Source organism: Vibrio sp. La 4.2.2 (genome assembly GCF_027586995.1).
Taxonomy (GTDB): Bacteria; Pseudomonadota; Gammaproteobacteria; order Enterobacterales; family Vibrionaceae; genus Vibrio; species Vibrio mediterranei.
On sequence record NZ_JAPPTJ010000001.1, the window covers coordinates 439922 to 465896 of the forward strand.

Below are 25975 nucleotides of genomic sequence, written 5' to 3' on the forward strand. Positions count from 1 at the left end.
AGCTCTCCTTATTGTTTAGCATCATCAGAGCCAAGTTGAGAGTAATAATAGGCAATATCGGAGATGTCTTGTTCGCTCAAAGCATCAGCTTGCTGCTGCATAAGGACAGCGAGTCCCCCTGAACGTTCTCTAGTTTGATAACTGCGAAGCGAGGTCATGAGATACCCCATTTTTTGACCCCGAAGATTTGGATAGGATTCAATGCTGGATATGCCATCGGCGCCATGGCAGGTCATACAAACTTTTGCTTTCTGTTCTCCAACTTTGAAGCGTTCATCTGCATGAGTGAAAGGAGAAGCACTGAGTGCTCCGAGAAAACAAAGTAAGGGTATGGAAGAGACATATTTACCCATGACACAATTCCTTATGTGGCCTGTGTGATAAAGCTACTGCGTTACTTCAACTTTATTCGTCTATCTAAAATCTAGCCGATTCAGTACGTTGTTAGTGTTGAATGGCACTCGAGGGTGCCAAGAAACGTTGCTCTAGTAACTCCTACGCCTACTTGTACGGTATGGCGCAATAAATGGGGCAAACTTTAGTTGTCTCTAAAACATAGGAAGGGTAAAGCGGATATTCAAATATTGATAGGGATTAAATCGCCTTCGCAATTGACGAAGGCGAATGGATTTTAGGCAAACAAGGTGTTTTTTAACTCAGCAAGAGACGTTACTTCGTAATGAGGTGCAATACCTTCTGGTCGCGGATGACCTTGTGTATTTAACCAACAGGTTTCAATACCAAAGTTAAGCCCACCGAGTACATCGGAATCAGGGTTATCACCAACCATCAGTATCTTTGATTTACTCGGGAGGCCCATTAATTGGTGGGCGTGCTGAAAGATACCGTGGTCAGGCTTAGCCACACCTACTTCTTCCGAGATAACCACATGCTCGAAGTAGTCACTTAATCCAGTACGCTCAAGACGAATCGCTTGCAGTTCCGTAAAACCGTTGGTAATGATGCCAAGTTTGGCTTGACCGTTTAATGCATCGAGTAGCTCTTTCGCTCCCGGCAGCAAGGTACAAATGTCAGCCATAGCTTCTAGAAATGCACTGTTCATTTCCAGCGGAGTGATACCAAGCTTAGTCGCCCAACCTTCAAAGCGAATATGTTTGAGTTGTTCTGCGGTGATTTTTCCGTCTTGGTAATCAACCCATAATGGTTTATTAACCAACTGATACTCTTCGTAGTCATCACGAGAGAAGTTTACGCCAAAACGTTCAAACATTAGTTTCATACCACCAAAAGAATCAAAGTGGAATAAGGTTTCGTCGGCGTCAAACAAGATCCAATCGTACTTCATTTTTTGTTTTCCATTCTATTTACCGCGAGATTATATACCTAACTCAACTCACGGTGCATCTTGGGATTGTCACTCTCCGTGACAGACTTCGAATACATGCATGCTATGCATAGATTAATTCACAAAATGTCATTTGAGTCATTCAAACCAGATCATTACACTTCGCGCTCTTTTTAAACCACTATTGAGCGTCATGTTTTCACAATCCATTTTTGCTCAACTCGTGAGAATGTTGTTGCTATTGGTTATCACCCTAACCGCAGTGCACCACTCTCCTGTATTGCTGGCCCTTATTGCAAAACAGGCAGTGCATACTGGGTGCCACCAACAGAATCCAACCGATCCTATGGATCATTCTCATCACCATCATTAGAGCGTAATTATTAATGAGTATTTTTCGTTTTCCCCCATTAGTTTGGTTGGGTATCGGCATCTTGATTGTCAGCTTGGGTATACGACAATCATTCGGTATTTTCATGATGCCTATTTCCGAGCACTTCGAAACTGGGCGAGAGTTCTTTAGTTTTGCGATCGCATTGCAAAACCTTTTGTTTGGCCTTTTCCAACCCTTTGTCGGGATGGCAGCAGATAAATGGGGTTCAAAACGCATTATTTTAATCGGTGCTATCGCCTATGCATTAGGTCTCTATCTGACCTCAATAACGAATGAAGCCAGTGTTCTTTATCTATCACTAGGTGCGCTTGTTGGTCTAGGTTTGAGCGCGACAAGCTACGTCATCATTCTAGGAGCAGTCGCGAAAGTCGTGCCGGCGGAACACGCCGCAAAAGCATTTGGCTTAACTACAGCGGCCGGGTCATTCGGTATGTTTGCCATGATCCCAGGTGCTCAATTAATGTTGGATGACATGGGTTGGCAAGGTGCATTACAAGGTTTTGCTGCGTTGTGCACTCTGATGGTTGCGTTTTCACTATTTATGAAATCCTCACGTCAAAATAACGCAGGTAAAACACCGATTGAAGACAACGAGCTAACGCTAAAACAAGCACTAAAAGAAGCATTTCATCACAAAGGTTATTGGTTAATTCATGCTGGCTTCTTTGTTTGTGGCTTTCATGTGATGTTTATTGCTACGCACTTGCCAAGTTATCTTGCCGATAAGAACCTGCCAGCAAACAGCGCAGCCCTTGCGCTCGCTTACGTCGGTATTTTCAATATCTTCGGTTCGTATTTTTGGGGGCTAATGGGTGACAAGTACAGTAAACGCCATGTTATGTCGATGCTGTATTTATTTAGAACAGTGGTAATTGCTGCTTTCGTTTCACTTCCCGTGACAGAGTACACAGCGGCGTGGTTTGGCGGTGCGATTGGCTTCTGCTGGCTTGGCACAGTTCCACTTACTTCAGGTTTAGTTCGTCAGATTTTTGGTGCTCGCTATCTTTCTACTCTTTACGGCTTGGTGTTCTTCACGCACCAAGTGGGAAGCTTTTTAGGTGCATGGGCTGGCGGTCGAATTTACGATTACTATGGTTCTTACGAACCGATTTGGTGGTCGACAGTAGTCCTTGCCTTTGTGGCAGCACTGATTCACTTACCGATAAATGACAAGCCATTACGCGTCGCCGCTACCGCTTAATTGAATAAAAAAAGCCCCTCTAACAAGAGGGGCAACAGTACCATCGCTTATAGTTATAGTGATATGCCAGTAAATTCGGGTCACTCGCTAATTGTTTGATTCAATGGAATCGCGCGATAACTGGAAATTGTGTTCAAATGCGATTAACCGAAGTCGCCATTTACATAACCTTGAGTACGGTCATCCGCTGGGTTTGAGAAAATAATCGGTGTTTCATTATGCTCAACCAGTTCTCCCATTAGGAAAAATGCCGTGCGGTCTGAGATACGACGTGCTTGCTGCATTGAGTGAGTCACGATAACGATGGTGTAGTCTTTCTTAAGCTCTTCCATCAACTCTTCAATTTTATGTGTCGCAATAGGGTCAAGTGCCGACGTTGGTTCATCCATCAGAATGACATCTGGTTCCATTGCAATAGTACGTGCAATACACAGACGTTGCTGCTGACCACCAGATAAACCAAATGCATGTGACTTAAGGCGGTCTTTCACCTCATCCCAAAGTGCGGCACCGCGCAAAGAGCGCTCTACCACCATATCAATGTGCTTCTTATCTTTGATGCCTTGAGCACGCAGACCATACGCCACATTCTCGTAAATACTCATTGGGAATGGGTTTGGTTTCTGGAAAACCATACCGACTTTAATGCGAAGGTCAGCCACATCGATATTGCCATAGATGTCTGTACCATCCATTTCCAGCGAGCCGGTGATTTTCACACCTTCGATCAGATCGTTCATACGGTTTAGACAACGTAGTAACGTTGATTTGCCGCAGCCAGAAGGACCAATCAACGCCGTCACTTGGCGGGTTGGAATCGGTAGGTTGATCGATTTCAGTGCTTGGTTTTCACCGTAGAAAAGGTCTAGGTTTTCAATATTAAATTTGTTCATAGTCTTAATCTCTAAATTCTTTATCGTGCAATGTCGTCATGTATGGAGTGGCGAGGCTCTTTGTGTTCTGGCTTTGCCACTCGACATCAATAATCTCTGTTAGTACGTTGCTGTATTGAAGCGGCTAGCGATAAGCTTAGTCAGCATATTGATAAGTAGTACAACTACAATCAATACCGTTGCTGTGCCATAAGCTTGATTCCACTCTTCTATTGTGAACAGTTCCGTTGTGAGTTTATAAAGGTGAACCGTTAGTGTACGACCTGAATCCATCAATGAATCAGGAATACGTGCCACCATACCAGCCGTTAGGAACACTGGGGCAGACTCACCAATTACACGACCAATACTAAGAATGACCGAAGTTAAGATACCTGGCATTGCGCTTGGCAAAATAAGGCGCCAGATAGTGTAGATTTTTGAAGAACCAAGAGCGTACGAACCTTCACGATAAGTTTGTGGTACGGCCATCAATGCTTCTTCTGTAGTACGGATAATAACTGGCAGGATCAAGATACTCAGTGTTAATGCACCGGAAAGAATCGAGAAGCCAAAACCAAGAATAACCACAAAGAACGTCATACCAAACAGACCGAAGATAATCGACGGAATGCCAGCCAACGATTCAGTACAGAATCGAATGACCTTCACTAACTTACTGCCAACTTTCGCATACTCCGTTAAGTAGATTGCGGTCATGATGCCTAGCGGTGCAGCTACCGCAATCGAGGCGATAACCATGTAAATGGTTGACACAATCATCGGGAAGATACCGTGCTCATCGCCAGTACGCGTATAGTTATCGGTAATAAAGCTCCAGCTTACGTGTTGAAGACCATTTGAAAGGATGTACCAAATAATCCAGAACAAGAAACCCACGGTAAGTGCAGCAGCGGCCCATACGAATGCATTCAGAACCGCGTCTTTATTTTGGCGCGCTTTTTTTAGTTTAACTGTATCCATAATGATTACTTCGCTTTCTCACGGTTCAGGTAAAGTAGTGCAGCGTTTAGCATCATGATAAACACTAATAACACTACGCCAGTCGCATACAATGCATTAGCGTGAACACCACTTGCGTAAGACATTTCGATCGCAATGTTTGCGGTTAGAGTACGCGCTGAGTCGAGGATACTTCCCGGCATCGCAGGCGCATTACCCATGACCATAATGATTGCCATGGTCTCACCAAGTGCGCGACCAATACCTAGAATCACACCCGTCATAATGCCCGAGCGAGCAGCCGGTACGAGTAGTTTGAAAATGGTATAAATCTTTGATGCACCAAGTGCTAGTGAACCTTCTTTATAGGTGCGAGGCACTGCACGAATCGAAGTTTCAGATACGGTAATTACCGTTGGAAGAATCATCACACCCAACACAATGATACCCGCAAGAATCGTATTACCCGCAGGAACATTAAAGATTTGCTGAATCAAAGGAACAATGATGACTAGACCGAAGAAACCGTAAACTACCGAAGGAATGCCTGCCAATAGTTCAACCGCAGGGCGGATAATGTCCGCCAAACGCTTCGGGGCAATTTCTGCGATAAAGATAGCCGTTAGTACACCTACTGGAACACCGACGACAACCGCACCGAGAGTAGAAACCACCGACGCTACAATCATAGTAGCAACACCGTAAAGTGCTGGTGGAAGCCAGTTTTGGCCTAAAACAATGCCAGAGACGCCCACTGCTTGGAAAGCAGGAAGACTTTCTTTGAAGATAAAGTAAGCAATAACCGCTAGCGATACGATACCGATGATTGCACTGGTAAGGAAAAGTCCATGGAAAATTCGTTCTTTCCAATCCACTCGTTTTTGAGCCTTAAGGCCGCTGCCACGAGTTACGGACTGAGTCGCTTCATTACTCATAAGCTTCTCACTATTTGTTGCGATGGTCATAATTAATTTCTACTCGTCGAAAGTTCGAGTTAGACATATAAAAGGCTCAGCCCTAAACGGTGGGCTGAGCAAGGTATTCAATATTTACTGGTAGAGATTAGTTTACTGAGATGTAACCTTTCTTCTCTACGATTGCTTGAGCTTCGTCAGTTAGCATCCAGTCAAGGAACTTCTGAGCTTCAGCAGATGGCTTACCTTGTTGGTAAAGCACTAGGAAAGGACGAGCTACTTTGTATGAGTCGTTCTTAACATTGTCTACAGTCGCTGGCGTACCATCGATTTCTAGAGCGTGTACAGAAGTATCAACCGTACCTAGAGAGATGTAGCCGATTGCGTATGGGTTGCTTGCTACCATAGTCTTTAGTGCACCGTTACCGTTAGCAACTTGAGCACGCTGAGAGATAGCCGTTACTTTCATGCCGTTGATTTTTTGCTTCAGGCTCATGATGTCTTCAAATGCGCCACGTGTACCAGAAGCTGTATCACGAGTGATAGCTACGATAGGCTTGTCTGCACCACCAACTTCTTTCCAGTTGCTGATTTCGCCTTTGTAGATTGCAGTTACTTGCTCAGACGTTAGACCTTTTAGGTCATTCGCTGGGTTAACAACAACTGCGATACCGTCGCGAGCAACAACTTCTTCTACTAACGTTGCTTGTTTTTCATCTTCTTTTAGTGCACGAGAAGACATACCCATGTCTGCTGAGCCATCTTTAGCTGCACGTACACCCGCAGAAGAACCTGGTCCTTGTACTTCAATGAAAACATTTGAGTTTGCTTTCATATATGTTTCAGAGAAAACTTCCATCAGTGGAGTTACGCTGCTAGAACCTACCGCAGAGATAGTTTCTTTAGCTGAAGCTGGAGTCACTGCTAGTGCGCCTAGTAGAGCGATTGCACCGATAACTGTCTTTTTCATCACAATTTCCTTTATTGGCTTGATTGCCGAGTTTCATTTGAACGCTGACAAGATTAGTGCCCGAATATGACAGTTGTGTTTCAATTAGTTGAAAGGTGTATGACAAATGACAAAAACGTTGAGAGGAGCAATTGGGATAAGATCACTAAAAAATCAGTAAGTTAGTGATAGATTTGACTGTAAAACCAAATATGACGACAATATTATTTCGATTATATGACTGTCATATAACTGAGGCTTTCAGTTTGAATAGTATAAAAAAAGAGCCTTGATAAGGCTCTTTAGTAGAAATGATTGATTAAGCGTCTTCGGCTGGCTTCGGTTTTTTCTTAGGAATAAAGACCGAATCACCCACCGCAACATTTTTGTAGAACGTTTTGTCGCGTTGTGCCGGCTTCTTAGTCGTCGCTTTCTTCTGTTGAGGTTTACCTTTAGTAGCAGTCGCTTTTTTGTTAAACGCTGGCTTCTTAGGTCTAAAGCCTTTGAACTTACCTTTAAGCCCTTCTAGCTCAGAGAAAGTCAGGTCTTGTTGTAAGAAAGCTTCAACACGTTTAAAGCTATCCCAGTCTTTAGGACCCACGAGAGATACCGCATCGCCCTTGTTACCAGCACGACCTGTACGACCTACTCGGTGTACGTATTCTTCCGTATGTTTTGGCATATCAAAGTTAATTACGTGCGTTACGCTCGCAATATCGATGCCACGCGACGCCACATCGGTAGTCACTAGGATCTTAAATACATGACGCTCAAATTGACTCATAATCGCGTTGCGTTGAGTCTGATTAAGATTCCCACTTAATGCGACCGCTTTAAGCTTCTTCTCATTGAGCCATTTTGTAAGACGTTCCGTATCGACACGTGTCGCAGTAAAGATGATGACTTGCTTATATTCTGCTTGCTCAAGAATGCGTTCTAGAATCGCTTCTTTATGATCAAGGTGATCACATAGATAGAATTTCTGGGTAATGTCTTTGTGCTCTTCATTCGATACACCAATTGCAATTCGTTTTGGCGCATCTAACATCTCAGCTGCAATATCATTTACTTCAGCATGGTCAAGTGTTGCTGAGAACATCAACGTTTGGCGACGACGGTGTTTAGCCGCGTTATGAATGCGACGTAGTTCTGGTGCAAAACCAAGATCTAGCATGCGGTCAGCTTCATCAAGAATAAGTGTATCTAAGCCATCAAGGAATAGAGAGCGGTGCTCAAGGTGGTCAGCTAAACGTCCTGGTGTCGCGACGATAAATTTTGGGTAACGACGCAGCGCTTTTACTTGATCGTTAAAGTTCTCACCACCTAAGATCAGTGTGGCATCATAAGATAGGCCACCAAGCATCGATTTTAGTTCGCCATAAACTTGCTTCGCCAATTCACGTGTTGGTGCAAGAATAACAGCACGAGGGTCTCTTGCTGAGAACGCTTTGCTCTTGAGCGCTTTATGGAGCATCGGCAATACAAATGCCAAAGTCTTGCCAGAACCAGTCTTCGAAGATGCCAACAGATCCTTTCCAGCAATAGCTACTGGAATAGCTTGCTTTTGAATATCAGTCGCTTTCTTAAAGTCATAATGACTTAAGTTCTTCAGTAGTCGGTTATCAAGGCCAAGTTCTTTAAATTGCAATGCGTGTACTCCTAAAAGGTCGTGCAGATAAAAATGAGCGCGCATAATACCTGATAATTGTCATGGTAACCAGCAATGTCAGTAACCCAGAAATTTGCGTCCCCTTGCTTCATTGTAGGAGATGTCCCACTTAATATGGCCCAAATTCTGCTTTCATTAGATAAAATCTGACGATACAGTGACTTATCGTGTTCTCGCGTTATAATTTTGACAGAGATCACATTATCCTATGCCAAATTATTCTCATAATTAAGAAAGAGGAAGTTTAACCGCAAAATCGCGTAATTTTTTGGTTTTTCTGACTTTTAAATAATTTGCGTTCTTAAAATTAGGCACTAAACTCAAAAATAGCCTCAATGCGATGAATTAAGTAGCAGGGCTGTTTTAAATACTAAATCCTGAAGGAGCTTATAATGAAGAAAGTTTTAATTGCAGCAGCAGCGTCATCAGTTCTACTACTAGCTGGTTGTGCATCTGGTCCAGACGAAGCAACAACAGCAAAAATGGATGACCTAAGCAACCAAGTAAGCCAACTAAGCTCTGACGTGCAAGCACTGAAGAACGAAGTTCAAATGGGTAACAAAAACGCAATGGCTGCTCAAGAAGAAGCTGAGCGTGCAAACGAGCGTATCGACAACATCGCTCAGTCTTACACTAAGTAAGCAACAAGAATACTAAGAAAAACACCCGCTTGATGCGGGTGTTTTTTTATATCTGTAAATCGACCTGTTATTCTAAGTCATTCATAGCCGGTACGACTTCAATCGGCACACCATTTTGTGCTAACACCGCCGCGCGAGCAATTCGGTCATTAATACCGTACTCGTCAAGCCACCACGTCAACTCTTGTGGTATGTCCATTTCCTTTTTAGTTCCGTCACTGCGGGTCAAAGGTTCGTGCGCTTCAATAAACACGCTTCTGTCTGGCTCTAATGCGATCTTTATAGGCTCATCAATGATTCTTACTTGCATACCTACTTTCGCTTGGTGGAACAACCAATCAATGTCTTTTGGGTCCATTCGAATACAACCAGCGCTTACCCTCAGACCAATACCGAAGTCTTTGTTAGTACCATGGATCAAGTAAGAACCTGTCCCGTACGCGAGTCTCATCGCATAGTCTCCGAGTGGGTTCTCCGGACCAGCGGGAACGACTTTAGGTAGCTCGACACCTTTGGCTAAATACTCTTTACGAATTGAAGTAGGCGGCGTCCAAGTTGGAGCCTCTCTCAATTGACTGATTTTCGTTGTCATTTCCGGTGTATCTTGACCAATTCGACCAATACCTACAGGAAAGATGTGAACCAGATTTTTGTCAGGTTCAAAATAGTACAACCTCAGCTCAGCCAAATTGATCACGATGCCTTTATAATCGACATGCGGCAAAATAGCCTGACTGGGAATGGTCAGAACGTAGCCTTCTTTGGGTAAGAAAGGATCCACACCCTTGTTTGCTGCCATTAGAGACAGAAAGCCAACATCATACTGCTTAGCAATATCAGACATGGTTTCCCCAGCCACCACACTGTGATACTGCAACGTTCCCACCATATTACTCCCGTCAGTCGGAAGGTTGTAGGTGGCGGCACTCAACCAGTGTGAAAAGCCCAAACAGGCGGCTAAAAGGGTTTTACGTAACATCAATGTTGGTCCTTTGCATCTTTATACAAAGCTAAGGTTATATCTCTTTGTATCTTATGATCAACTATCGACTGCGGATAATCGACATTCTCGAACTCATTCCAAAGCCAAGGCTTGTGAATAAATTTGTTAGGGACCGAGTTAAGCTCAGGAATCCACGTTCTTATGAACTCGCCATTAGCATCGAATTTTTCCCCCTGACTTATTGGGTTAAAAATACGAAAATAGGGTTGCCCATCACAACCTGTAGATGCGCACCATTGCCATCCACCATTGTTGGCAGCAAAGTCACCGTCAATGAGTTGTGTCATAAAGTACTGCTCCCCCAACCTCCAATCTAAATGCAAATCTTTAGTTAAGAAACTGGCTACTACCATTCTCAATCGATTGTGCATCCACCCTTTGGTATTAAGCTGACGCATAGCGGCATCAACGATTGGATAACCTGTTTTTCCCTCGCACCATTGCTTAAAATGATCAAGCTTTCCTGTCCACTTCAGGTTTTTCTCCCATGATAAGTATCCGTGATGTTTACAAAGCTTGGGTTCGAAATAGATAAGGTGTTGGTAAAATTCTCGCCAGATCAGTTCACTCAACCATGTCTCGGCACCAGTTGATAACGAAGTGTTGGCTGCATCATACTTAAGCCTAGCAACACATTGGCGAGCCGATATTGCCCCAATGGCGAGATATGGACTTAACATACTTGTGCTGTCCAATGCAGGAAAGTCCCGCTCGGCTTGGTAGAGGTTCGCTTTGTCAGCAGAGAAGTCTCTCAGCTGCTGGATGATCTCATGGCTGTCTACAGACCATTCTGAGCTATCTCTAGTAGGATACGAAAATGAGGAACTGGAGTCGAACAAGAGGTTGGCAGGCGCCGTAACTAGTGCGGATACCTGTGGCTTACGCACGATAAATTCACCAACGATTTTTAACCACGCTTTTTTAAAGGGAGTAAAAACCTTAAAGTAATCCCCTTTTTGATTGAGTACCGAACCGGGTTTTAAAATACACTTGTCATCAAACGCCCTTACACGCCAATCTGTCCCGGCTATCTCTGACAGTTCCTGGATTCGGTTAGCTTCATTAATCTCGTAATCACGGTTCAAAAATACCTCTTGCACATCAAATTTATGACAAATTTCGGCCAACCAAGTATTGGCAGCAGCATAATCTTGAGCTTCTTGGTAGATGAGAGGCACATTGATTTGTTTTAGCTCACTTTGCAAAACAGTCAGGCGTCGCCAAATTAAATCAGCTTGAATGGGTGAGAGCGAATGACTTTTCCACTGTTCTGGGGTAGCAACAAACGCTGCAATAACAGGGGTTTCACCATCTATTGCTTCTATTAACGCCGTATTGTCTGTAACGCGTAGGTCTCGATTGAATAGAACTAACCTCATGATTCGGCTCCTTTGCGCACGTCTATTAAATGGGCAATAACTGGGGAAACTTGAATATTGTGACCATCTCTTTGTAGTGCATCTACAATGGTATCGAGCTGCTTATCAGGTAATGACTTTTGTGCAAAGACATAGACTGCTTGGTACTGCACCACATCCGTGAACAGTGTACTCATCTCCTCCACCCCATCTAAAAAAACAACACTCTCACCCTGTTCTACCAACTGAGCGTAGTAAAGCCACGCAAATATGTTTCCTGTTTCATCCAAACTCACCATTAACTTATTTAATCGGTGACCACGTTTACTCTCTGAGTTAACCATTAAGCTCAGATGCTTAATAAACATCGTTTTGAACAAAGCAAGCTGCAAAGAGCGGGGGCCAAGCTTTAAGAAGTGGATAGCACCCAAAATGGGAATAACGAATTTCGATTCTACAATTGTCAATGGATACTCCTTGAGTACCATCGCGATCAAGCGATCGGTTTTTCCCCCGTCTAGCCCAGCTAAACTATCCAATGTCTCTGACACTTCTTCCAATTGATTAGCATCTTCCACTGCACTCGAAACTACTTCAGATTCCAATAAAGACTTTACCTTACCGATAGAAACGCCCTTATTTAACCAACTCTGGATGGTTTTAATCTTTTCGAGGTCATCCACGGTATATACCCTATGGCCCTTTTCAGTGCGAAGCGGCTGAACCAAATTGTAACGACGCTGCCATGCTCGTAATGTCACAGGTTTAATACCAGTCAAATCTGCTATTTCTCTGATGGCATATCGTTTTTCATTACAGCCCATATCGTAAACGCATCTCTTCTGGATGTGGTTGAAGGAAGATTTGACTTGCCAAGTAATCATCTGGGTAAGCATTCAAGTAGTGCTTCAACAACGTTAGTGGCGCTAAGATGGGTAATAGTCCAACACGATAGTCATCAATGACCTTCGCAAGTTCCGCTTTTTCATCTTTGTTGAGGGAACGTTTAAAATAGCCTTGAATATGCATCAATACATTGGTGACATTCTTTCTACTGGCTCTATTTCTGAGAGCCTCCATCAAGCCGTTGCGGTAAGCTGTGTAAAATTCACTTGGTGTATACTCGCTTTGCTTGGCAACAAGTCGTCCAAGAGATTTATAAGCGCTAGGTTCGTGAGCCATCAACGTAAGCTTGTATCGAGAGTGAAATGCAACGATTTTTCCAGGAGTCGGGTTGCCCTCCATTGAGCGATAGAAGTCTTTCAAGCTGTAAACGCGAGATATGAAATTCTCTTTTAACACAGGATCGTTCAATCGTCCGTCTTCTTCCACTGGTAGCCATGGCATTTGTTCCATCAGGTGCTTAGTATATAAGCCGACTCCATCAGTGGATGCGTGACCTTTGCTGTAGACTTTCACGCGCTCCATCCCGCAACTTGGGGATTTAGCGCAAACTATATAGCCGCACATCTCCGTATCTTTTATTTCGGATACTTTCTCCCGAGAAAAGCGCATCATGCCTTCGGTGTGGTCTCGCGTGCTATCTTTCGTATCTACCAAAGCGATGCGCTCTTCATTCGTCATCAATCGAATGGTTGGTCGCGGCACTGGCAGGCCCATGCCTACCTCAGGACATACAGAAACAAAGTCAAAGTAGTCTGCTAATTCTTTGTTAACGTAACTGCTTTGCTTATGACCGGAGTCAAAACGAACTTTCTCTCCTAATAAACAAGAGCTAATACCCACTACGATTGTGTCTTCCATGTTGAATCCCTCGCTTCGCTAAACTGACTGGCTTTTCATTTGTGATTAAGTAAGTGATACAAAATTCTATCTTGTACAATTGTATGCATCGCACAGCAATTTGGTTCACTTCTCCACGAAAAATTTTCTCATCGAGTAATTTTTTCAGAAAAAATCGATTGCCTAACCACTTTCAACAGATTTAGTTATCATTAACTGCCTTTTATATAATTACCGACAAAAATGTGATTAAAATCTCATAGAGCACCGATATATCGTTATAAAATCCCCATCAACGACGAACAACACGTTCAACAGAGTTAGTTAAAACTTTAGGAGTGATACAATGGCTACCCCACACATTAATGCTAATCCAGGTGATTTCGCGGAAACTGTACTAATGCCAGGTGACCCACTTCGCGCGCAATATATCGCGGAAACTTTCCTTGAAGACGTTGTAAAAGTGTGTGACGTTCGCAACATGTTTGGCTTCACAGGTACTTACAAAGGCAAAAAAGTGTCTGTCATGGGCCACGGTATGGGTATCCCGTCATGCTGCATCTACGTTCATGAGCTAATCAAAGATTACGGCGTGAAAAATGTTATCCGCGTTGGTAGCTGTGGTGCTGTACGTGACGACGTTAACCTTATGGACGTTGTCATCGGCATGGGTGCATCAACGGATTCAAAAGTGAACCGTATCCGTTTTAACGATCATGACTTTGCTGCCATCGCAGACTACGGCCTACTTGAAGAAGCGGTAAAACAAGCGCGCTTACAAGAAGTACCAGTAAAAGTGGGTAACATTTTTTCTGCGGATCTTTTCTACACTCCAGAAGCAGACATTTTCGATAAAATGAAGCATCTGGGTATTCTTGGTGTAGATATGGAAGCAGCGGGTATTTACGGTGTAGCTGCTGACCTAGGAGCTAAAGCTCTGACTGTACTAACGGTATCTGACCATATTATCCGTGGTGAGAAACTAAGCTCAGAAGACCGTCAAAAATCATTTAATGACATGATGGTTGTAGCGCTAGAGACTGCAATCAACATTTAAAGAACAAAGCCAGCTCAATGCCTGAATGAGCTGGCTTTTCTTTGCCAAGGAATCGACCGAACCATAGGGGGTGAACGTGTCAGAAGGCAGACTGCCGTTAGCCGCAAATGGATTACAGCTCAATTTTTGTAAAACATTGGCGTGTGACAATTTTGGACGAAGTGATGCAAACCTCTATATCCTGCAGCACAGTAATCCTAAACGGCCAGCGATGGTATGCCGAGAGTGTGGCGCGTTTCCCCCCCTACTTAATAACCAAGAAGTTCTTAACGAACTCGATCGCTTAAGCCAACATCACCATGACGGCCTTCCCTCTTGTAAGGACGCTCAATGTGAAAATTATGGCCTGTCCGTTCATACCCATAAAGATCGTTACCACGCTTTTGGCTTTAGCGGTGATCGTCAACGTTACCGCTGTAAATCCTGTCAGGGCACTTTTGTCGATCGTTGGTCTGGAACCAACAAAAAGCTCTCCTTTCAAGAGACACTCTTAGGTTTATTGTTCACTGGCTACTCGGTAAGAGAAATCTGTCGAAAGCTCGAAATCAACCCTAAGACTTTCTATGATCATATTGATCAAATCGCCAGTCGATGCCGACGCAAGCTTGCTGATATTGATGCGAGATGGATTAATCACGCTGATGAATACCAACTAACATCCAACTATCGGACGCTTCAGCCACTTAGTAACAATGGCGTGTTCTGGTTCGCAACCTGTGACGCTAACTCGGGTTACGTATTGTGTCAGCATACCAATTACTCTGTTGATGCCACGCCAACAAGCTTTACCGATCACAACGCTTTTCAAGTTGACTGCCAAATTGTTCCTTCCGACTACAGTGCAGAAAACAATAGCGAAGTAAATATACCTACCGATGACTTAAAAAGTCGTATCGATGTTAAGTATCAGAACATTCTGGCGCGAAGCAATGTCGAAGATCCTCTCGGTAATTTCGCTGCGTTCAATTATCCGGCCGTCGGAGCGCTGATACGCGCACCTTATACCTCTTATGCGCATTACTTACATATTTTACAGTCGTTAACCGATAGCAAGCGAGTTTCGATTTATATGCCGCAAGATCCGGTATTGCGCTCTGCCGCTCTTACGATTTGCTTGCCTCGTATTCAAGCCGGCACTGTCGATCTTATGTATGTTGAGCAAGATGAAAATTGGGCTGATTCTGAACCATCAGAGATGATCGACGTTGTTCTGATGGGGTGGTGGCGCGACCGCTGGGCAGTGACTCAACAACCTTCCGGTGCGAGTAAAGGAATATGTTATTTAGCCGGGAGTAATCCAAATGTTCCTTATTGGTTGAAATCAGCTTCGACCAAACAGATCGATTTTTACCAAGACCGATTCCAATTGCTGTTCGAAAGCTTTATCAACGAACCAAGAAGAAAGCTAAGACCTGCCGGAATTCATCCGCTATTGGATATCTTCAGAGCGTGGCACAACCTTTGTTACCAAGACAAATCTGGTCAAACTGCGGCGCAACGTTTAGGGGTTACCGACTCGCCTATGACACTAAAATGCCTGCTTAGTTAGTAGGCATTTCGATATTATTTTCTGTTTATCCCTGCATTTGATTACAAGAAAAACAGGGAGATTCCTCCCAATGCACATAATGTCCCTAGTACACTTCGTTTAGTCACGCGTTCCCCACGAATCGCGTAAATGATTAGGATAAACAACGGGCTGGTCGCAATCAGTGTTTGGGCAATAGCAGGGTTGGCGTGCTTTAAGGCTACCTGCTGTAACCACAATGCTAAGAATGTTCCTACAAATATCGCGGCAAGCAACCAGGTCCAATTCTTTTTCGACATATCTCGGCTTTGAATAAGAATCGTCGAAAATGGCTTTTTCTCGACAAAGGGAATGATGGCGGCAACCGCCATGACACCAATGACTAATCGAATGAGTGCACCTAGCAACGGAGGGAGATCCCCTTGCACCAGAGCAAAGTGGGAGATCACCACCCCAGAAGCCTGACAGACACTGGCGACGAGTCCATACCCAACACCCTGAAGATTAAGAGCCGAACCGTCACTTTCGTTAGGTTGGAACACAACTGCTGTCACCGCGATAGTAGTAATGATAACGCCTAACCAGCTTTGCAGTTGCAGTGCTGCGCCCAGAAATATAAGTGCGAGAACTCCTGACAAAGGCGGTGCCAAAGATTCCAGCAACAGAGTTTTATTAGCACCGATTCTTTTTAAAGCTGCAAAGTAGGCACTGTCTCCAATGGCTATACCAATAACACCTGAGATACCTAAAACCCATAGATATTTAGGTTCGATCGCGACCTCAGGCATTGGAGTAAATGGCAGAACAATCAACATCATCAATGACGCGATTGATCCTTTAATGATATTAAGTTGTAACGCAGTAAAGTGATGTGAAAACTGGCTGTAAATCCACGTTGCAATCGCCCAAACCATCGCAGCGCCTACCGCAGCTGCTTCTCCAATAAATCCCACTTTCTATCCTTTTAATTACCGCACAGTGTTGTTTAATACATAAATATAACAGATACTTAACTTACCGAATGAACACATTGTTCTCTTCATTACTTGTTAGCAAGGATGCATTATGTTTCTTGATTATTTTGCTCTAGGCCTTCTTGTCTTCGTTGCTCTGGTTATTTTTTATGGAATTATCGTCATTCACGACATTCCTTATGAAATAGCAAAAGAGCGTGACCATCCTCATCAGGATGCCATACATGTCGCTGGTTGGGTAAGCTTATTTACGCTTCACGCAATATGGCCATTTCTTTGGATTTGGGCAACCTTATGGCGTAGTGAACGCGGTTGGGGTTTTCATAAATTGGAAGAAGAGCAACACGATCTTCATCACCGACTCGAACGTCTTATCGATCAAGTTTCCGAACTTGAGCAAGAAGTCACTTATCTTAAAGGCAAGCAATCTAACGCTGCCGTTCAACAACAAGCAGAGGAGAAGTAATCCATGGATTTATTACTTATACTCACTTATGCAGCGCTATGTATTGCCATTTTTAAGATCTTTAAGATTCCTTTGAACAAATGGACAGTGCCTACTGCAGTGCTCGGTGGCGTGGTACTAATCGGTACTCTTATTCTTTTGATGAACTATAACCATCCATTTAGTCAAATCGGTGGACAGTTTTACAGTACTACTCCCATTGTTTCTAGCGTGCGTGGTAAAGTCATTGAAGTCGATGTCGAAGCGAACCAACAGCTTGAGAAAGGCGATGTGTTGTTCCGTATTGATCCAATTCCATTTGAAGCGGAAGTGATTCGTGCAAAAGCCGCGCTTGCAGACGCGGAGCAAGATGTACTTCAACTAGAAAGCGCGTACAAAGCGGCCCAATCTGACACAATCAAAGCTCTAGCCGAGCGCGATAAAGCTGAACGAGAATATGCTCGTTACCAAAAAGGCTTTAAAAAAGGCGCTTTTACGGCACAACAAGTCGATACTCGCTTGCAAACCTTCAAAGCAAATCAAGCCGCTTTGGAAGCCGCTCAGGCGAAGGAAGAAAGTGCACGTTTAGCGTTTGAGTCGCAAATTTACGGTGAAAACACTACCGTTGCTCAGCTTAAAGCCCAATTGATACAAGCTGAATTCAACCTTCAAGAAACTGTGGTTCGTGCCCCAACAGATGGCTTTGTAACACAGTTGGCTCTTCGCCCTGGCATGATGGCTGTTCCGCTTCCACTCGCTCCTTTGATGACATTTGTCCATACCGAAGAAAATTTCTACATTGGTGCATTTCGTCAAAACTCTTTGCAGCGACTTCAGCCTGGCTTCGAAGCTGAGTTCTTATTTAGAGCACTACCGGGCAAGGTGTTCAAAGGTAAAGTCGTCGAAGTCCTTCCTACAATTCCCGAAGGACAAATTAGCGCTAGCGGCACACTTAGAACTACTCAGAGTTTCAACACCATGGGACGTGCTATGGTGAAATTGGTGATCGAAGATGACATGAGTCAATATGTCCTGCCGACAGGTTCTAATGCAGAAATTGCTATTTATTCAGATAGTTTCACTCATGTTTCTATTATGCGTAAGGTTTTGATACGAATGAAAAGCTGGCAGAATTATCTGTATCTTGATCACTAAATAGATATTTGTATTAGAAACTAGGTACATATTCTCAAGGACACCATATGGTGTCCTTTTTTTGTACTCTAATTCCGACATAGAAAAGTGAGCTTTAGCACAGTTATAAAAACCCACAAAATTAGTGCGCTTATCTATGATTCAAATCAAAACCAAACATACTACTAAAGGAGTAGCGTTATAAATAATCACGAAATGACACATTTATTAATAAATACTTATGAATTTAAAAAAACGATATATTTTGCTCATTACCTGTGTGGGAATATTAATTGGTTGGCTGAGTTTTGGCGGCACTGCTGCAATTATGCACAAAACATCCAGCACCGAATTTTGTCTTTCCTGCCATACGATGCAGATCCCTTATGAGGAATATCAAGGCTCCATCCACTTTACGAACGCAAAAGGTATTCGCGCAGAATGTTCAGACTGCCATATACCAAGTGACCCACTCGATTACGTCATCACTAAAATCCGTGCTTCAAAAGATATCTATCACGAGTTTGTAACCGGCAAAATTGATGATGAAGACAAATATGAAGCACATCGTATGGAGATGGCAGAAACTGTTTGGGCGCAATTGCGTGCGAATGACTCCGCCACCTGTCGCTCATGTCACTCATTTGATGCAATGGATACCTACGAGCAATCTGAAGATGCCGCAAAAATGCACGAGTACGGTATTGCTAACAATCAAACATGTATTGACTGCCACAAGGGCGTCGCTCACTTCGCGCCTGAACCGGAGCTTGATACCGAAGCTTATAACCGTGTCGTTGCGCAAACGGATAACACACCAGCAGATGCAACGACGGTTTACTCCGTAGGGCCTATAGCTCTGCAAGAACTCGGCACCATCAATCCTGCTGTAGAAATGTCCGTGGTTAAACACACTGACACTACTCGCACAGTGGTGCTGTCAGGCTACCAAATGAAAGGGGCAGAACAAGTCCTATATATGGGCAAAGGGCAGCGAAACATCATCGCAACACTTTCAGACGCGGGTCAACAAGCACTGAACGTTGGCGAGTTCGAAGCAGACGAGTATGGAAATGAATGGCGCACTGCCACCCTCACCACCGACATTACTGAACCAGTATTAGGCAGTCCGGATGCATTGTGGGGCTATGCCGAAGAGCTAGACAATGTTTACTGCTCGACTTGCCACGCAAAAATCCCAGCGAACCACTTTACGGTCAATGCATGGGGACCAGTTGCAAAAGGTATGGGTGATCGCACCGATATCTCAGCTCTTGATTTAGAAATTCTCACTAAGTTCTTCCAAAACCACGCAAAAGACGTGGCTGGTCACTAAAAATAAGGAAAGCGTTATGACAGATATTACACGTCGTGGATTCCTCAAAGGTTCAAGTATGGCAGCAGGTGCGCTCGCTTTTACTTCCTTGACTCCCCTATCCGTTTCAGCAGCATCAAAACGAGGCTCAGGTGTTCTAACCGCAGGCCGCATGGGACCGATGCTTTGTGAAGTGGTTGATGGAAAGCTGATTTCCACTAAGAATGCGCTTGCTCAAACGGTACCAAATAGCTTGCAAACTACAGGTCCAGATCAGGTATACACTAAAGCTCGTATCAAATATCCAATGGTGCGCAAGGGGTATCTCGAAAACCCTGAAGCACCAGCAGGCGAACGTGGCAAAGACGAGTATGTTCGCGTGTCATGGGACGATGCCTACAAGCTGATTCACGAGCAGCATATGCGAATCCGTAAAGCTAATGGCGCAGAATCGGTATTTGCTGGTTCGTACGGTTGGCGTTCATCTGGTGTGCTTCACAAAGCGCAAACTCTACTACAACGTTATATGAGTTTGGCAGGTGGCTACTCAGGTCACCTAGGTGATTACTCTACTGGTGCCGCGCAAGTTATCATGCCTCACGTTATGGGCTCGATTGAGGTGTATGAGCAGCAAACTACACACCCAATGGTGCTAGAAAACAGTGACGTCGTTGTGCTTTGGGGTATGAACCCACTAAACACCCTTAAGATCGCTTGGAGTTCAACGGACTGCTCTGGTTTGGAGTTCTTCCACCAGCTTAAGAAGTCTGGCAAAACCATTATCGCTATCGACCCAATGCGCTCTGAAACCATTGATTTCTTCGAAGACAAAGTCCAATGGATCGCGCCTCGCCCAATGACAGACGTTGCTATGCTCATGGGTATCGCACACACCTTGGTTAAGAAAGGTAAGCACGATAAAGCCTTCCTAGATAAGTACACCACTGGTTATGACCAATTCGAAGCTTACTTGTTAGGCAAAGAAGACGGTGTAGAGAAAACTTCAGAGTGGGCAGCGGATATCACAGGTGTTCCAGCTAAACAAATTGAGTTGCTTGCTGACATCTTCAGCGACAATCGCACCATGCTTATGGCTGGTTGGGGTATTCAGCGTCAACAATTTGGCGAGCAGCGTCACTGGATGATTGCTACATTGGCGGCAATGTTAGGTCAAATTGGTCTCCCTGGCGGTGGCTTTGGTTTCTCTTACCATTACTCAAACGGTGGTAACCCAACACGTGACGCTGGCGTTCTGCCTGCAATTTCTGCTTCTATTGGCGGTGGTTCGTCTGCGGGTAATGACTGGGCCATTTCAGGCGCAGTCAATTCATTCCCAGTTGCTCGAATTGTTGAAGCCCTAGAAAACCCTGGAAAAGCGTACCAACACAACGGTCATGAAAAAACCTTCCCGGACATTAAGATGATCTGGTGGGCTGGCGGTGCAAACTTTACCCACCACCAAGATACCAACCGTTTGATCAAAGCGTGGCAAAAACCTGAGCTCATTGTTATCTCAGAGATCTACTGGACCGCAGCAGCTAAACACGCTGACATCGTACTGCCTATCACCACCTCATTCGAACGTAATGATATGACGATGACGGGTGACTACAGTAACCAGCATCTCGTACCGATGAAAAAAGTCGTTGAGCCTCAAGGTGAAGCACGTAATGACTTCGACGTGTTTGCTGATATGTCTGAGCTTATCAAAGCAGGTGGTCGCGATGTCTACACCGAAAGCAAATCTGAAATGGATTGGCTAAAAGGTTTCTATGAAGCGGCTCAAAAAGGCGGTCGTGCTGCACGCGTTCGTATGCCTAACTTTGGTAAGTTCTGGGATACTAATGAACTGATCGAAATGAAGTTCAATAAGAAAGCGGCTGGATTTGTTCGCCACGCTGACTTTAGAAAAGATCCGGTGATGAACCCGCTTGGCACACCAAGTGGCAAAATTGAGATCTATTCGAAAACCATTGAAGGCTATGGCTACGAAGATTGCCCAGCACACCCTACTTGGATGGAGCCGACCGAGTTCTTCGGCTCAGCTAAAGATGGCGAGCTACAGCTAATGACAGCGCACGCTGCTCACCGCCTACACAGTCAATTTAACTACGCTAAGCTTCGTGAAGAATATGCAATCGCTAACCGCGAGCCGATTTCAATTAACACTGAAGATGCGAAGAAGTATGGAATCAAGTCCGGCGATTTGGTTCGTGCATACAATGACCGTGGCCAAGTATTAGTTGGAGCGCTGGTTACCGATGGCATCAAACAAGGTTCTGTTTGTATCCATGAGGGTGGCTGGCCTGACCTTGATCCTGAAACTGGCATGTGCCGAAATGGTGGTGCGAACGTGCTGACTAGCGATATTCCAACTTCACGTCTTGCTAACGGATGTGCAGCGAACTCTTCATTAGTCCGTATCGAGAAGTACACTGGCAAAGTACCGGGATTAATGGCATTCACTCCGCCAAAGAATGCGTAATGTAATTCGGTAAGCAAAACGGGAAACCTAAAGGTTTCCCGTTTTTTCATTGTATAAATATCACGTCAGTCGTTATTTAACCTGAACAATCGTAAACTGCTCTTCAGGCGCCACGATCTCTTCCTGAGCTGCAATAGTTTGTAGTTCCCATTCTTGACGGTTTTGCGTCTCTTTTAAAATGGCATAGCTGGCATTATTCGCGTGAGCAAAAGCTTGCTCGGCCGTCCAGCCCTTTAATAATCCAGCTGTGAATAACGCCGAGATCAAATCACCAACACCAACCGGTTGTTTTGTAAATATCAGATGTGGACGTTGAGCAATAAAGCAGCCTTCTTGCGTTGCCAACATCATGGTAAATTTATCGTTAGAAATACTATGTAGGTGTTTCACCAGTACCATCTTAGGTCCCAATGTCAGTGCTTTCTGGCACGCCGCTACGGCATCTTCTAATGATTCAATATCCATCTGGGTGAACTGGCTGAGTTCAAACTGATTAGGAACGATAACGTCTGCCATTGGCATAACGTCATTAACTAAATACTCGGTGGTTCCTTGAGGGACAATACAACCTTTCTCCGGGTCACCCATCACTGGGTCACAGACATAAATCGCATCCGGGTTTCGCTGCTTCACTTTAGTGACGGCATCCTTAACTGCAAGACACTGCTCTGCACTACCTTGGTAACCAGACAACACCGCATTGCAGTCCTTTAGCTGACCAATATTGTCGATACCAGCGATAAGCTCTGAAATGTCTTCTGCCGAAAATGCTTTCCCTGTCCAACCTTGTTGATACTGAGTGTGGTTTGAAAACTGCACGGTGTGAATTGGCCACACTTCAAAACCCATTCTCTGAAGTGGGAAAACCGCAGAGCTGTTACCTGCGTGACCGTAAACCACATGCGATTGAATAGAGATAACACCTTTCATTGGAACTCCTGCACATTATTGTTCTGATTTAATTCATTGTATTTTCAATATGAGCGCCATCTTGTCAGCAAACAAGAGAAAGGTAATAAATTTCTTATCAGATATTCATAAGTTTCTTTAAACTGTATTGGAAACAAAAGCGTACACTTGTTTCTTCGTCTACGCTTTTTACATAGAATTGCTCCAAAAACGGTCTAACAATATTAAAAACCAAGGACTTTAGTTTGATTGAACACCACTTTCGCGACTTTGTTGCAGATAAATTAAACATCTATATGTCGACAGGCGAGCTCGATGGCGGAACGATGACACTCGTGTTAATCGTTATAAGCTTAGCCATTGCGCTGATATGTTTTATGGTTGCCCATCATGTGTTTGTGCGTTTCTTTAATCATATTCTGCTCAAAACCAATAAACCTCTGGCGGAATGCGTCACTAATAATCGTGTATTCGAAAAACTCTCTATTCTTACACCACTGTTAGTACTAAACATATTCATACCCATTGCCATCAGCCACTATGACATTCTATCGACAGTAATTGATCGAATCTTAGCCATTTTGATTTTGCTTGTGATTCTCTGGATGGTGTATTGCTTCTTAGATGCGGTGAACGATCTTGCAACTTACAAAGGCATCACGCGTCGCATGCCTATAAAGAGTTTTGTCCAACTGATTAAGCTGTTTACCTTCTTTATTGGCGTCATTGTTACTATTTCAATATTGGCCAATGAAGCGCCCGTAATCTTGTTCTCAGGGCTTGGGGTGGCGACTGGTTTTGTCATGCTGGTCTTCAAAGACACTATATTAGGGTTTGTAGCCGGTATTCAGCTTTCAGCTAACAGAATGGTGAGCCTCAATGACTGGATACAAATGGACTCTTATGGCGCGAACGGTACTGTAGAAGAGATCTCGCTCACTACCATTAAGGTTCGCAACTTCGATAATACTGTCAGCATGCTACCTGCCTATGCATTAGTGCAAAATGCTTTCATTAACTGGCAAGGAATGTCTGACTCTGGAGGGCGTAGAATTACTCGTTCAGTCAATTTAGATGTAACATCGATTCGGTTTGTTTCCAAAGAAGAAGTTGAAGAACTCACCAAACTTCGTTTATTGAGACAGTATATTTTTGAGAAGTCTAAAGAGATGGACGACTACAATCAGAGCTTGGAGCAAGATGACCTAGAAGCGAATCAACGCAAGTTCACCAACATCGGACTGTTTAGAGCTTATTTGAATGCCTACTTGCACGCGAACAAAGACATTCATCAGTATATGTTGATTATGGTCAGACAACTTCAACCAACACCAGAAGGGATACCGCTACAGATCTACGGTTTCACCAACACCACCGATTGGGGACTCTATGAAGGCATTCAATCTGATCTTTTCGATCATATCTATGCCATCATGCCACTATTCGGACTGCGACCATTTCAACAGCTTACTAGCCATGATTTCATTGCCAGTAATAGCTCACACTCTTCAAAAATCTAACTTCAATTCTCTGGCCTGAGGCGTAACACGCCTCAGCATCAGCCGATAAAACTTTTATAAATCCCATATTATTTCGCATATAAGCCATTAAATTTTCTATCTAAATATATTGTTTATCGATTGGTAACTAGCTCATTATTTCGGCACTAATCACGCCTGTTATGCTTCCCTTCCAACAATAGTATTGGTAGTAAACACCTGCCTTTTGAGACGTTGCTTACTCGTAAGGTTGCCAAGTCGAATACAATTAGATTCGACTTTTTTAGCGTCATAGTTTGCCCAATCACATTATAAGACGACGCTACAGGACGAAAGCAGTCGTTACACTCTCAGCCTCAAGGATGGTATAGACAATCGAAGTTAACTATGCACAACACTATTACCATTGATCCATTACAGTCGTTTTTGATCGCGATTGTTGTCCTGTTCGTCGGTAACTTTCTTAAAAAAAGAGTCGCCTTTCTCGACAAATACAATATCCCAGAGCCAATCATAGGCGGTCTTATTGCTGCTGTCTTAATCACGATTCCGCACTTAAATGGTATTGCGATTGAATTTTCACTGCCGTTAAAAGATACCTTTATGATGCTGTTTTTCAGCACAGTGGGTTTGACAGCTAGTTACAAACAGCTTGCTAAAGGTGGTTTTAAAGTCTTTTTGTTTCTGTTTGTCGCAACGGTCTACATCATTATTCAAAATGGTGTAGGTGTAGCGCTAGCATCAGCGCTTGGCTTGAATCCACTTATGGGATTAATCGCTGGTTCAATCACGCTTTCTGGTGGGCATGGCACTGGCGCAGCATGGGCGGGCACATTTACCGAGCAATATGGCATTCAGAATACACTTGAGCTTGCTATGGCTTCCGCCACATTTGGTCTTATCATTGGTGGCATTATCGGTGGTCCAGTTGGGAACCGACTAGCAACCAAGAACAAGCTAAGTTCAGAGTTTGGCGTAAAGCATGATATTCACGCCTCACACCCAGAACTTATGACATACGACGAGGCTCAGCAAGACAAAGTCACCTCTAAAAGTATCGTTGAAGTGATTGGTCTGCTTATGATTTGCGTCGTAGGTGCTAAAACCCTCGGACCAATGATTAAGTCGCTTGGCATTCGCTGGCTTATGATCCCTGACTTTGTCTACGCACTCTTTATTGGGGTCATCATCACCAATCTATTTGAGGCAACAGGGATTAAACGTATCAATATGGAAACGGTTCATATATTAGGAACGACTTCTCTCAACTTCTTCTTGTCGATGGCCCTGATGAGTTTACAGCTTTGGGAGATATACAATCTCGCGGTACCGTTCCTGATAATTCTCACGGTTCAAACTATCGTAATGGCATTATTTGCGTATTTCGTGACGTTTCGAGTGATGGGAAAGAACTATGATGCTGCAGTTATCGCCAGTGGACATTGCGGTTTTGGGATGGGAGCTACACCGACTGCCGTGATGAATATGGGCTCAACAGTAAGCCGTTTTGGGCCATCACCAATGGCTTTCATGGTCGTACCTATTGTAGGCGCTTTCTTTATCGACTTAACCAACCTAATTATCATTCAAAGCTACATCTTCTTTATTGGTTGATA

Annotated in this window: 23 protein-coding genes; 10 read left to right on the top strand and 13 right to left on the bottom strand. The window is 43.9% G+C overall.

The genetic code is table 11. The features are described 5' to 3' along the window. Nucleotides 1–8 precede the first annotated feature (8 nt). Both OH456_RS01970 and yjjG read right to left on the bottom strand, forming a co-directional pair. The gene (locus OH456_RS01970; RefSeq protein WP_006069310.1) at nucleotides 9–353 is read right to left on the bottom strand and encodes a c-type cytochrome; all 345 of its coding nucleotides are present in this window, start codon (nucleotides 351–353) and stop codon (nucleotides 9–11) included. A 278-nt stretch (nucleotides 354–631) separates the two neighbouring features. After that, nucleotides 632–1306, bottom strand: a complete 675-nt coding sequence (yjjG, locus tag OH456_RS01975) for a pyrimidine 5'-nucleotidase (RefSeq protein WP_006069311.1) — start codon at nucleotides 1304–1306, stop codon at nucleotides 632–634. A gap of 386 nt (nucleotides 1307–1692) precedes the next feature. Here yjjG and OH456_RS01985 point away from each other — a divergent pair, with 386 nt between their 5' ends. Beyond that, on the top strand, nucleotides 1693–2901 hold the full coding sequence (locus OH456_RS01985; protein ID WP_006069312.1) for an MFS transporter: 1209 nt from the start codon (nucleotides 1693–1695) through the stop codon (nucleotides 2899–2901). Nucleotides 2902–3044: 143 nt separating this feature from the next. On the opposite strand, the gene pstB is transcribed toward OH456_RS01985, so the two are convergent. The 5 genes from pstB to OH456_RS02010 form a co-directional block, all read right to left on the bottom strand. Then, nucleotides 3045–3794, bottom strand: coding sequence for a phosphate ABC transporter ATP-binding protein PstB (gene pstB, locus OH456_RS01990; protein ID WP_006069313.1), 750 nt, complete (start codon nucleotides 3792–3794; stop codon nucleotides 3045–3047). Between the two features lie 99 nt (nucleotides 3795–3893). Further along, nucleotides 3894–4757 (bottom strand): phosphate ABC transporter permease PstA, encoded by an 864-nt coding sequence (gene pstA, locus OH456_RS01995; protein WP_006069314.1) that lies wholly within the window; start codon nucleotides 4755–4757, stop codon nucleotides 3894–3896. A 5-nt stretch (nucleotides 4758–4762) separates the two neighbouring features. Continuing rightward, nucleotides 4763–5701 carry a phosphate ABC transporter permease subunit PstC gene (gene pstC / locus OH456_RS02000; RefSeq protein ID WP_006069315.1) on the bottom strand — a complete coding sequence of 313 codons (939 nt, stop codon included), beginning with the start codon at nucleotides 5699–5701 and terminating at the stop codon, nucleotides 4763–4765. A 97-nt stretch (nucleotides 5702–5798) separates the two neighbouring features. Then, the gene (locus OH456_RS02005; protein ID WP_006069316.1) at nucleotides 5799–6620 is read right to left on the bottom strand and encodes a phosphate ABC transporter substrate-binding protein; all 822 of its coding nucleotides are present in this window, start codon (nucleotides 6618–6620) and stop codon (nucleotides 5799–5801) included. Nucleotides 6621–6918: 298 nt separating this feature from the next. Further along, nucleotides 6919–8292, bottom strand: a complete 1374-nt coding sequence (locus OH456_RS02010) for a DEAD/DEAH box helicase (protein ID WP_050798564.1) — start codon at nucleotides 8290–8292, stop codon at nucleotides 6919–6921. A 368-nt stretch (nucleotides 8293–8660) separates the two neighbouring features. On the opposite strand from OH456_RS02010, the gene OH456_RS02015 reads away from it, so the two are divergent. Continuing rightward, nucleotides 8661–8909 carry an Lpp/OprI family alanine-zipper lipoprotein gene (locus OH456_RS02015; RefSeq protein ID WP_006069318.1) on the top strand — a complete coding sequence of 83 codons (249 nt, stop codon included), beginning with the start codon at nucleotides 8661–8663 and terminating at the stop codon, nucleotides 8907–8909. A gap of 67 nt (nucleotides 8910–8976) precedes the next feature. On the opposite strand, the gene OH456_RS02020 is transcribed toward OH456_RS02015, so the two are convergent. From OH456_RS02020 to OH456_RS02035, 4 genes are read right to left on the bottom strand one after another with little or no spacing between them, the layout of a single operon-like run. After that, nucleotides 8977–9888 carry a L,D-transpeptidase family protein gene (locus OH456_RS02020; protein WP_124941741.1) on the bottom strand — a complete coding sequence of 304 codons (912 nt, stop codon included), beginning with the start codon at nucleotides 9886–9888 and terminating at the stop codon, nucleotides 8977–8979. Further along, complete coding sequence (gene phrB / locus OH456_RS02025) at nucleotides 9888–11291, bottom strand: deoxyribodipyrimidine photo-lyase (RefSeq protein ID WP_270032692.1); 1404 nt, start codon at nucleotides 11289–11291, stop codon at nucleotides 9888–9890. The genes OH456_RS02020 and phrB overlap by 1 nt, the downstream gene beginning before the upstream one ends. Continuing rightward, nucleotides 11288–12166 carry a MerR family transcriptional regulator gene (locus OH456_RS02030; RefSeq protein WP_333482758.1) on the bottom strand — a complete coding sequence of 293 codons (879 nt, stop codon included), beginning with the start codon at nucleotides 12164–12166 and terminating at the stop codon, nucleotides 11288–11290. The genes phrB and OH456_RS02030 overlap by 4 nt, the downstream gene beginning before the upstream one ends. After that, on the bottom strand, nucleotides 12084–13034 hold the full coding sequence (locus tag OH456_RS02035) for a YbgA family protein (RefSeq protein ID WP_006069322.1): 951 nt from the start codon (nucleotides 13032–13034) through the stop codon (nucleotides 12084–12086). Before OH456_RS02035 ends, OH456_RS02030 begins: the two co-directional genes overlap by 83 nt. Before the next feature lie 325 nt (nucleotides 13035–13359). Here OH456_RS02035 and deoD point away from each other — a divergent pair, with 325 nt between their 5' ends. Then, complete coding sequence (gene deoD / locus OH456_RS02040) at nucleotides 13360–14070, top strand: purine-nucleoside phosphorylase (RefSeq protein ID WP_006069323.1); 711 nt, start codon at nucleotides 13360–13362, stop codon at nucleotides 14068–14070. 76 nt (nucleotides 14071–14146) lie between these two features. Continuing rightward, nucleotides 14147–15619 carry a lactate dehydrogenase gene (locus OH456_RS02045; RefSeq protein WP_038221642.1) on the top strand — a complete coding sequence of 491 codons (1473 nt, stop codon included), beginning with the start codon at nucleotides 14147–14149 and terminating at the stop codon, nucleotides 15617–15619. A 41-nt stretch (nucleotides 15620–15660) separates the two neighbouring features. Here OH456_RS02045 and OH456_RS02050 read toward each other — a convergent pair whose 3' ends face one another. Next, on the bottom strand, nucleotides 15661–16551 hold the full coding sequence (locus OH456_RS02050) for a DMT family transporter (protein WP_006069325.1): 891 nt from the start codon (nucleotides 16549–16551) through the stop codon (nucleotides 15661–15663). Nucleotides 16552–16663: 112 nt separating this feature from the next. Here OH456_RS02050 and OH456_RS02055 point away from each other — a divergent pair, with 112 nt between their 5' ends. From OH456_RS02055 to OH456_RS02070, 4 genes are all read left to right on the top strand, one after another. Beyond that, nucleotides 16664–17038 (top strand): DUF3302 domain-containing protein, encoded by a 375-nt coding sequence (locus OH456_RS02055; protein ID WP_006069326.1) that lies wholly within the window; start codon nucleotides 16664–16666, stop codon nucleotides 17036–17038. A gap of 3 nt (nucleotides 17039–17041) precedes the next feature. After that, nucleotides 17042–18172, top strand: coding sequence for an HlyD family secretion protein (locus OH456_RS02060; protein ID WP_006069327.1), 1131 nt, complete (start codon nucleotides 17042–17044; stop codon nucleotides 18170–18172). A 220-nt stretch (nucleotides 18173–18392) separates the two neighbouring features. Next, nucleotides 18393–19487 (top strand): NapC/NirT family cytochrome c, encoded by a 1095-nt coding sequence (locus OH456_RS02065; protein WP_270032694.1) that lies wholly within the window; start codon nucleotides 18393–18395, stop codon nucleotides 19485–19487. Between the two features lie 16 nt (nucleotides 19488–19503). Next, entirely contained in the window at nucleotides 19504–21951 is a 2448-nt protein-coding gene (locus tag OH456_RS02070) for a molybdopterin guanine dinucleotide-containing S/N-oxide reductase (protein ID WP_270032695.1), read from the top strand. 72 nt (nucleotides 21952–22023) lie between these two features. On the opposite strand, the gene pdxY is transcribed toward OH456_RS02070, so the two are convergent. Then, nucleotides 22024–22881 carry a pyridoxal kinase PdxY gene (pdxY, locus tag OH456_RS02075; RefSeq protein WP_270032696.1) on the bottom strand — a complete coding sequence of 286 codons (858 nt, stop codon included), beginning with the start codon at nucleotides 22879–22881 and terminating at the stop codon, nucleotides 22024–22026. A gap of 224 nt (nucleotides 22882–23105) precedes the next feature. Between pdxY and OH456_RS02080 the strand changes: the two genes are divergently transcribed. Next, nucleotides 23106–24380, top strand: coding sequence for a mechanosensitive ion channel family protein (locus OH456_RS02080; protein WP_270032697.1), 1275 nt, complete (start codon nucleotides 23106–23108; stop codon nucleotides 24378–24380). Nucleotides 24381–24746: 366 nt separating this feature from the next. Further along, nucleotides 24747–25973 carry a sodium/glutamate symporter gene (gene gltS, locus OH456_RS02085; RefSeq protein ID WP_006069332.1) on the top strand — a complete coding sequence of 409 codons (1227 nt, stop codon included), beginning with the start codon at nucleotides 24747–24749 and terminating at the stop codon, nucleotides 25971–25973. Nucleotides 25974–25975: the final 2 nt, after the last annotated feature.

Bases quoted from the DNA above. Each gene is read 5' to 3' on its own strand.
- OH456_RS01970 (WP_006069310.1), bottom strand. From the start codon at position 353: ATGGGTAAATATGTCTCTTCCATACCCTTACTTTGTTTTCTCGGAGCA.
- yjjG (WP_006069311.1), bottom strand. From the start codon at position 1,306: ATGAAGTACGATTGGATCTTGTTTGACGCCGACGAAACCTTATTCCAC.
- OH456_RS01985 (WP_006069312.1), top strand. From the start codon at position 1,693: ATGAGTATTTTTCGTTTTCCCCCATTAGTTTGGTTGGGTATCGGCATC.
- pstB (WP_006069313.1), bottom strand. From the start codon at position 3,794: ATGAACAAATTTAATATTGAAAACCTAGACCTTTTCTACGGTGAAAAC.
- pstA (WP_006069314.1), bottom strand. From the start codon at position 4,757: ATGGATACAGTTAAACTAAAAAAAGCGCGCCAAAATAAAGACGCGGTT.
- pstC (WP_006069315.1), bottom strand. From the start codon at position 5,701: ATGACCATCGCAACAAATAGTGAGAAGCTTATGAGTAATGAAGCGACT.
- OH456_RS02005 (WP_006069316.1), bottom strand. From the start codon at position 6,620: ATGAAAAAGACAGTTATCGGTGCAATCGCTCTACTAGGCGCACTAGCA.
- OH456_RS02010 (WP_050798564.1), bottom strand. From the start codon at position 8,292: ATGCGCGCTCATTTTTATCTGCACGACCTTTTAGGAGTACACGCATTG.
- OH456_RS02015 (WP_006069318.1), top strand. From the start codon at position 8,661: ATGAAGAAAGTTTTAATTGCAGCAGCAGCGTCATCAGTTCTACTACTA.
- OH456_RS02020 (WP_124941741.1), bottom strand. From the start codon at position 9,888: ATGTTACGTAAAACCCTTTTAGCCGCCTGTTTGGGCTTTTCACACTGG.
- phrB (WP_270032692.1), bottom strand. From the start codon at position 11,291: ATGAGGTTAGTTCTATTCAATCGAGACCTACGCGTTACAGACAATACG.
- OH456_RS02030 (WP_333482758.1), bottom strand. From the start codon at position 12,166: ATGCTTACCCAGATGATTACTTGGCAAGTCAAATCTTCCTTCAACCAC.
- OH456_RS02035 (WP_006069322.1), bottom strand. From the start codon at position 13,034: ATGGAAGACACAATCGTAGTGGGTATTAGCTCTTGTTTATTAGGAGAG.
- deoD (WP_006069323.1), top strand. From the start codon at position 13,360: ATGGCTACCCCACACATTAATGCTAATCCAGGTGATTTCGCGGAAACT.
- OH456_RS02055 (WP_006069326.1), top strand. From the start codon at position 16,664: ATGTTTCTTGATTATTTTGCTCTAGGCCTTCTTGTCTTCGTTGCTCTG.
- OH456_RS02060 (WP_006069327.1), top strand. From the start codon at position 17,042: ATGGATTTATTACTTATACTCACTTATGCAGCGCTATGTATTGCCATT.
- OH456_RS02065 (WP_270032694.1), top strand. From the start codon at position 18,393: ATGAATTTAAAAAAACGATATATTTTGCTCATTACCTGTGTGGGAATA.
- OH456_RS02070 (WP_270032695.1), top strand. From the start codon at position 19,504: ATGACAGATATTACACGTCGTGGATTCCTCAAAGGTTCAAGTATGGCA.
- pdxY (WP_270032696.1), bottom strand. From the start codon at position 22,881: ATGAAAGGTGTTATCTCTATTCAATCGCATGTGGTTTACGGTCACGCA.
- gltS (WP_006069332.1), top strand. From the start codon at position 24,747: ATGCACAACACTATTACCATTGATCCATTACAGTCGTTTTTGATCGCG.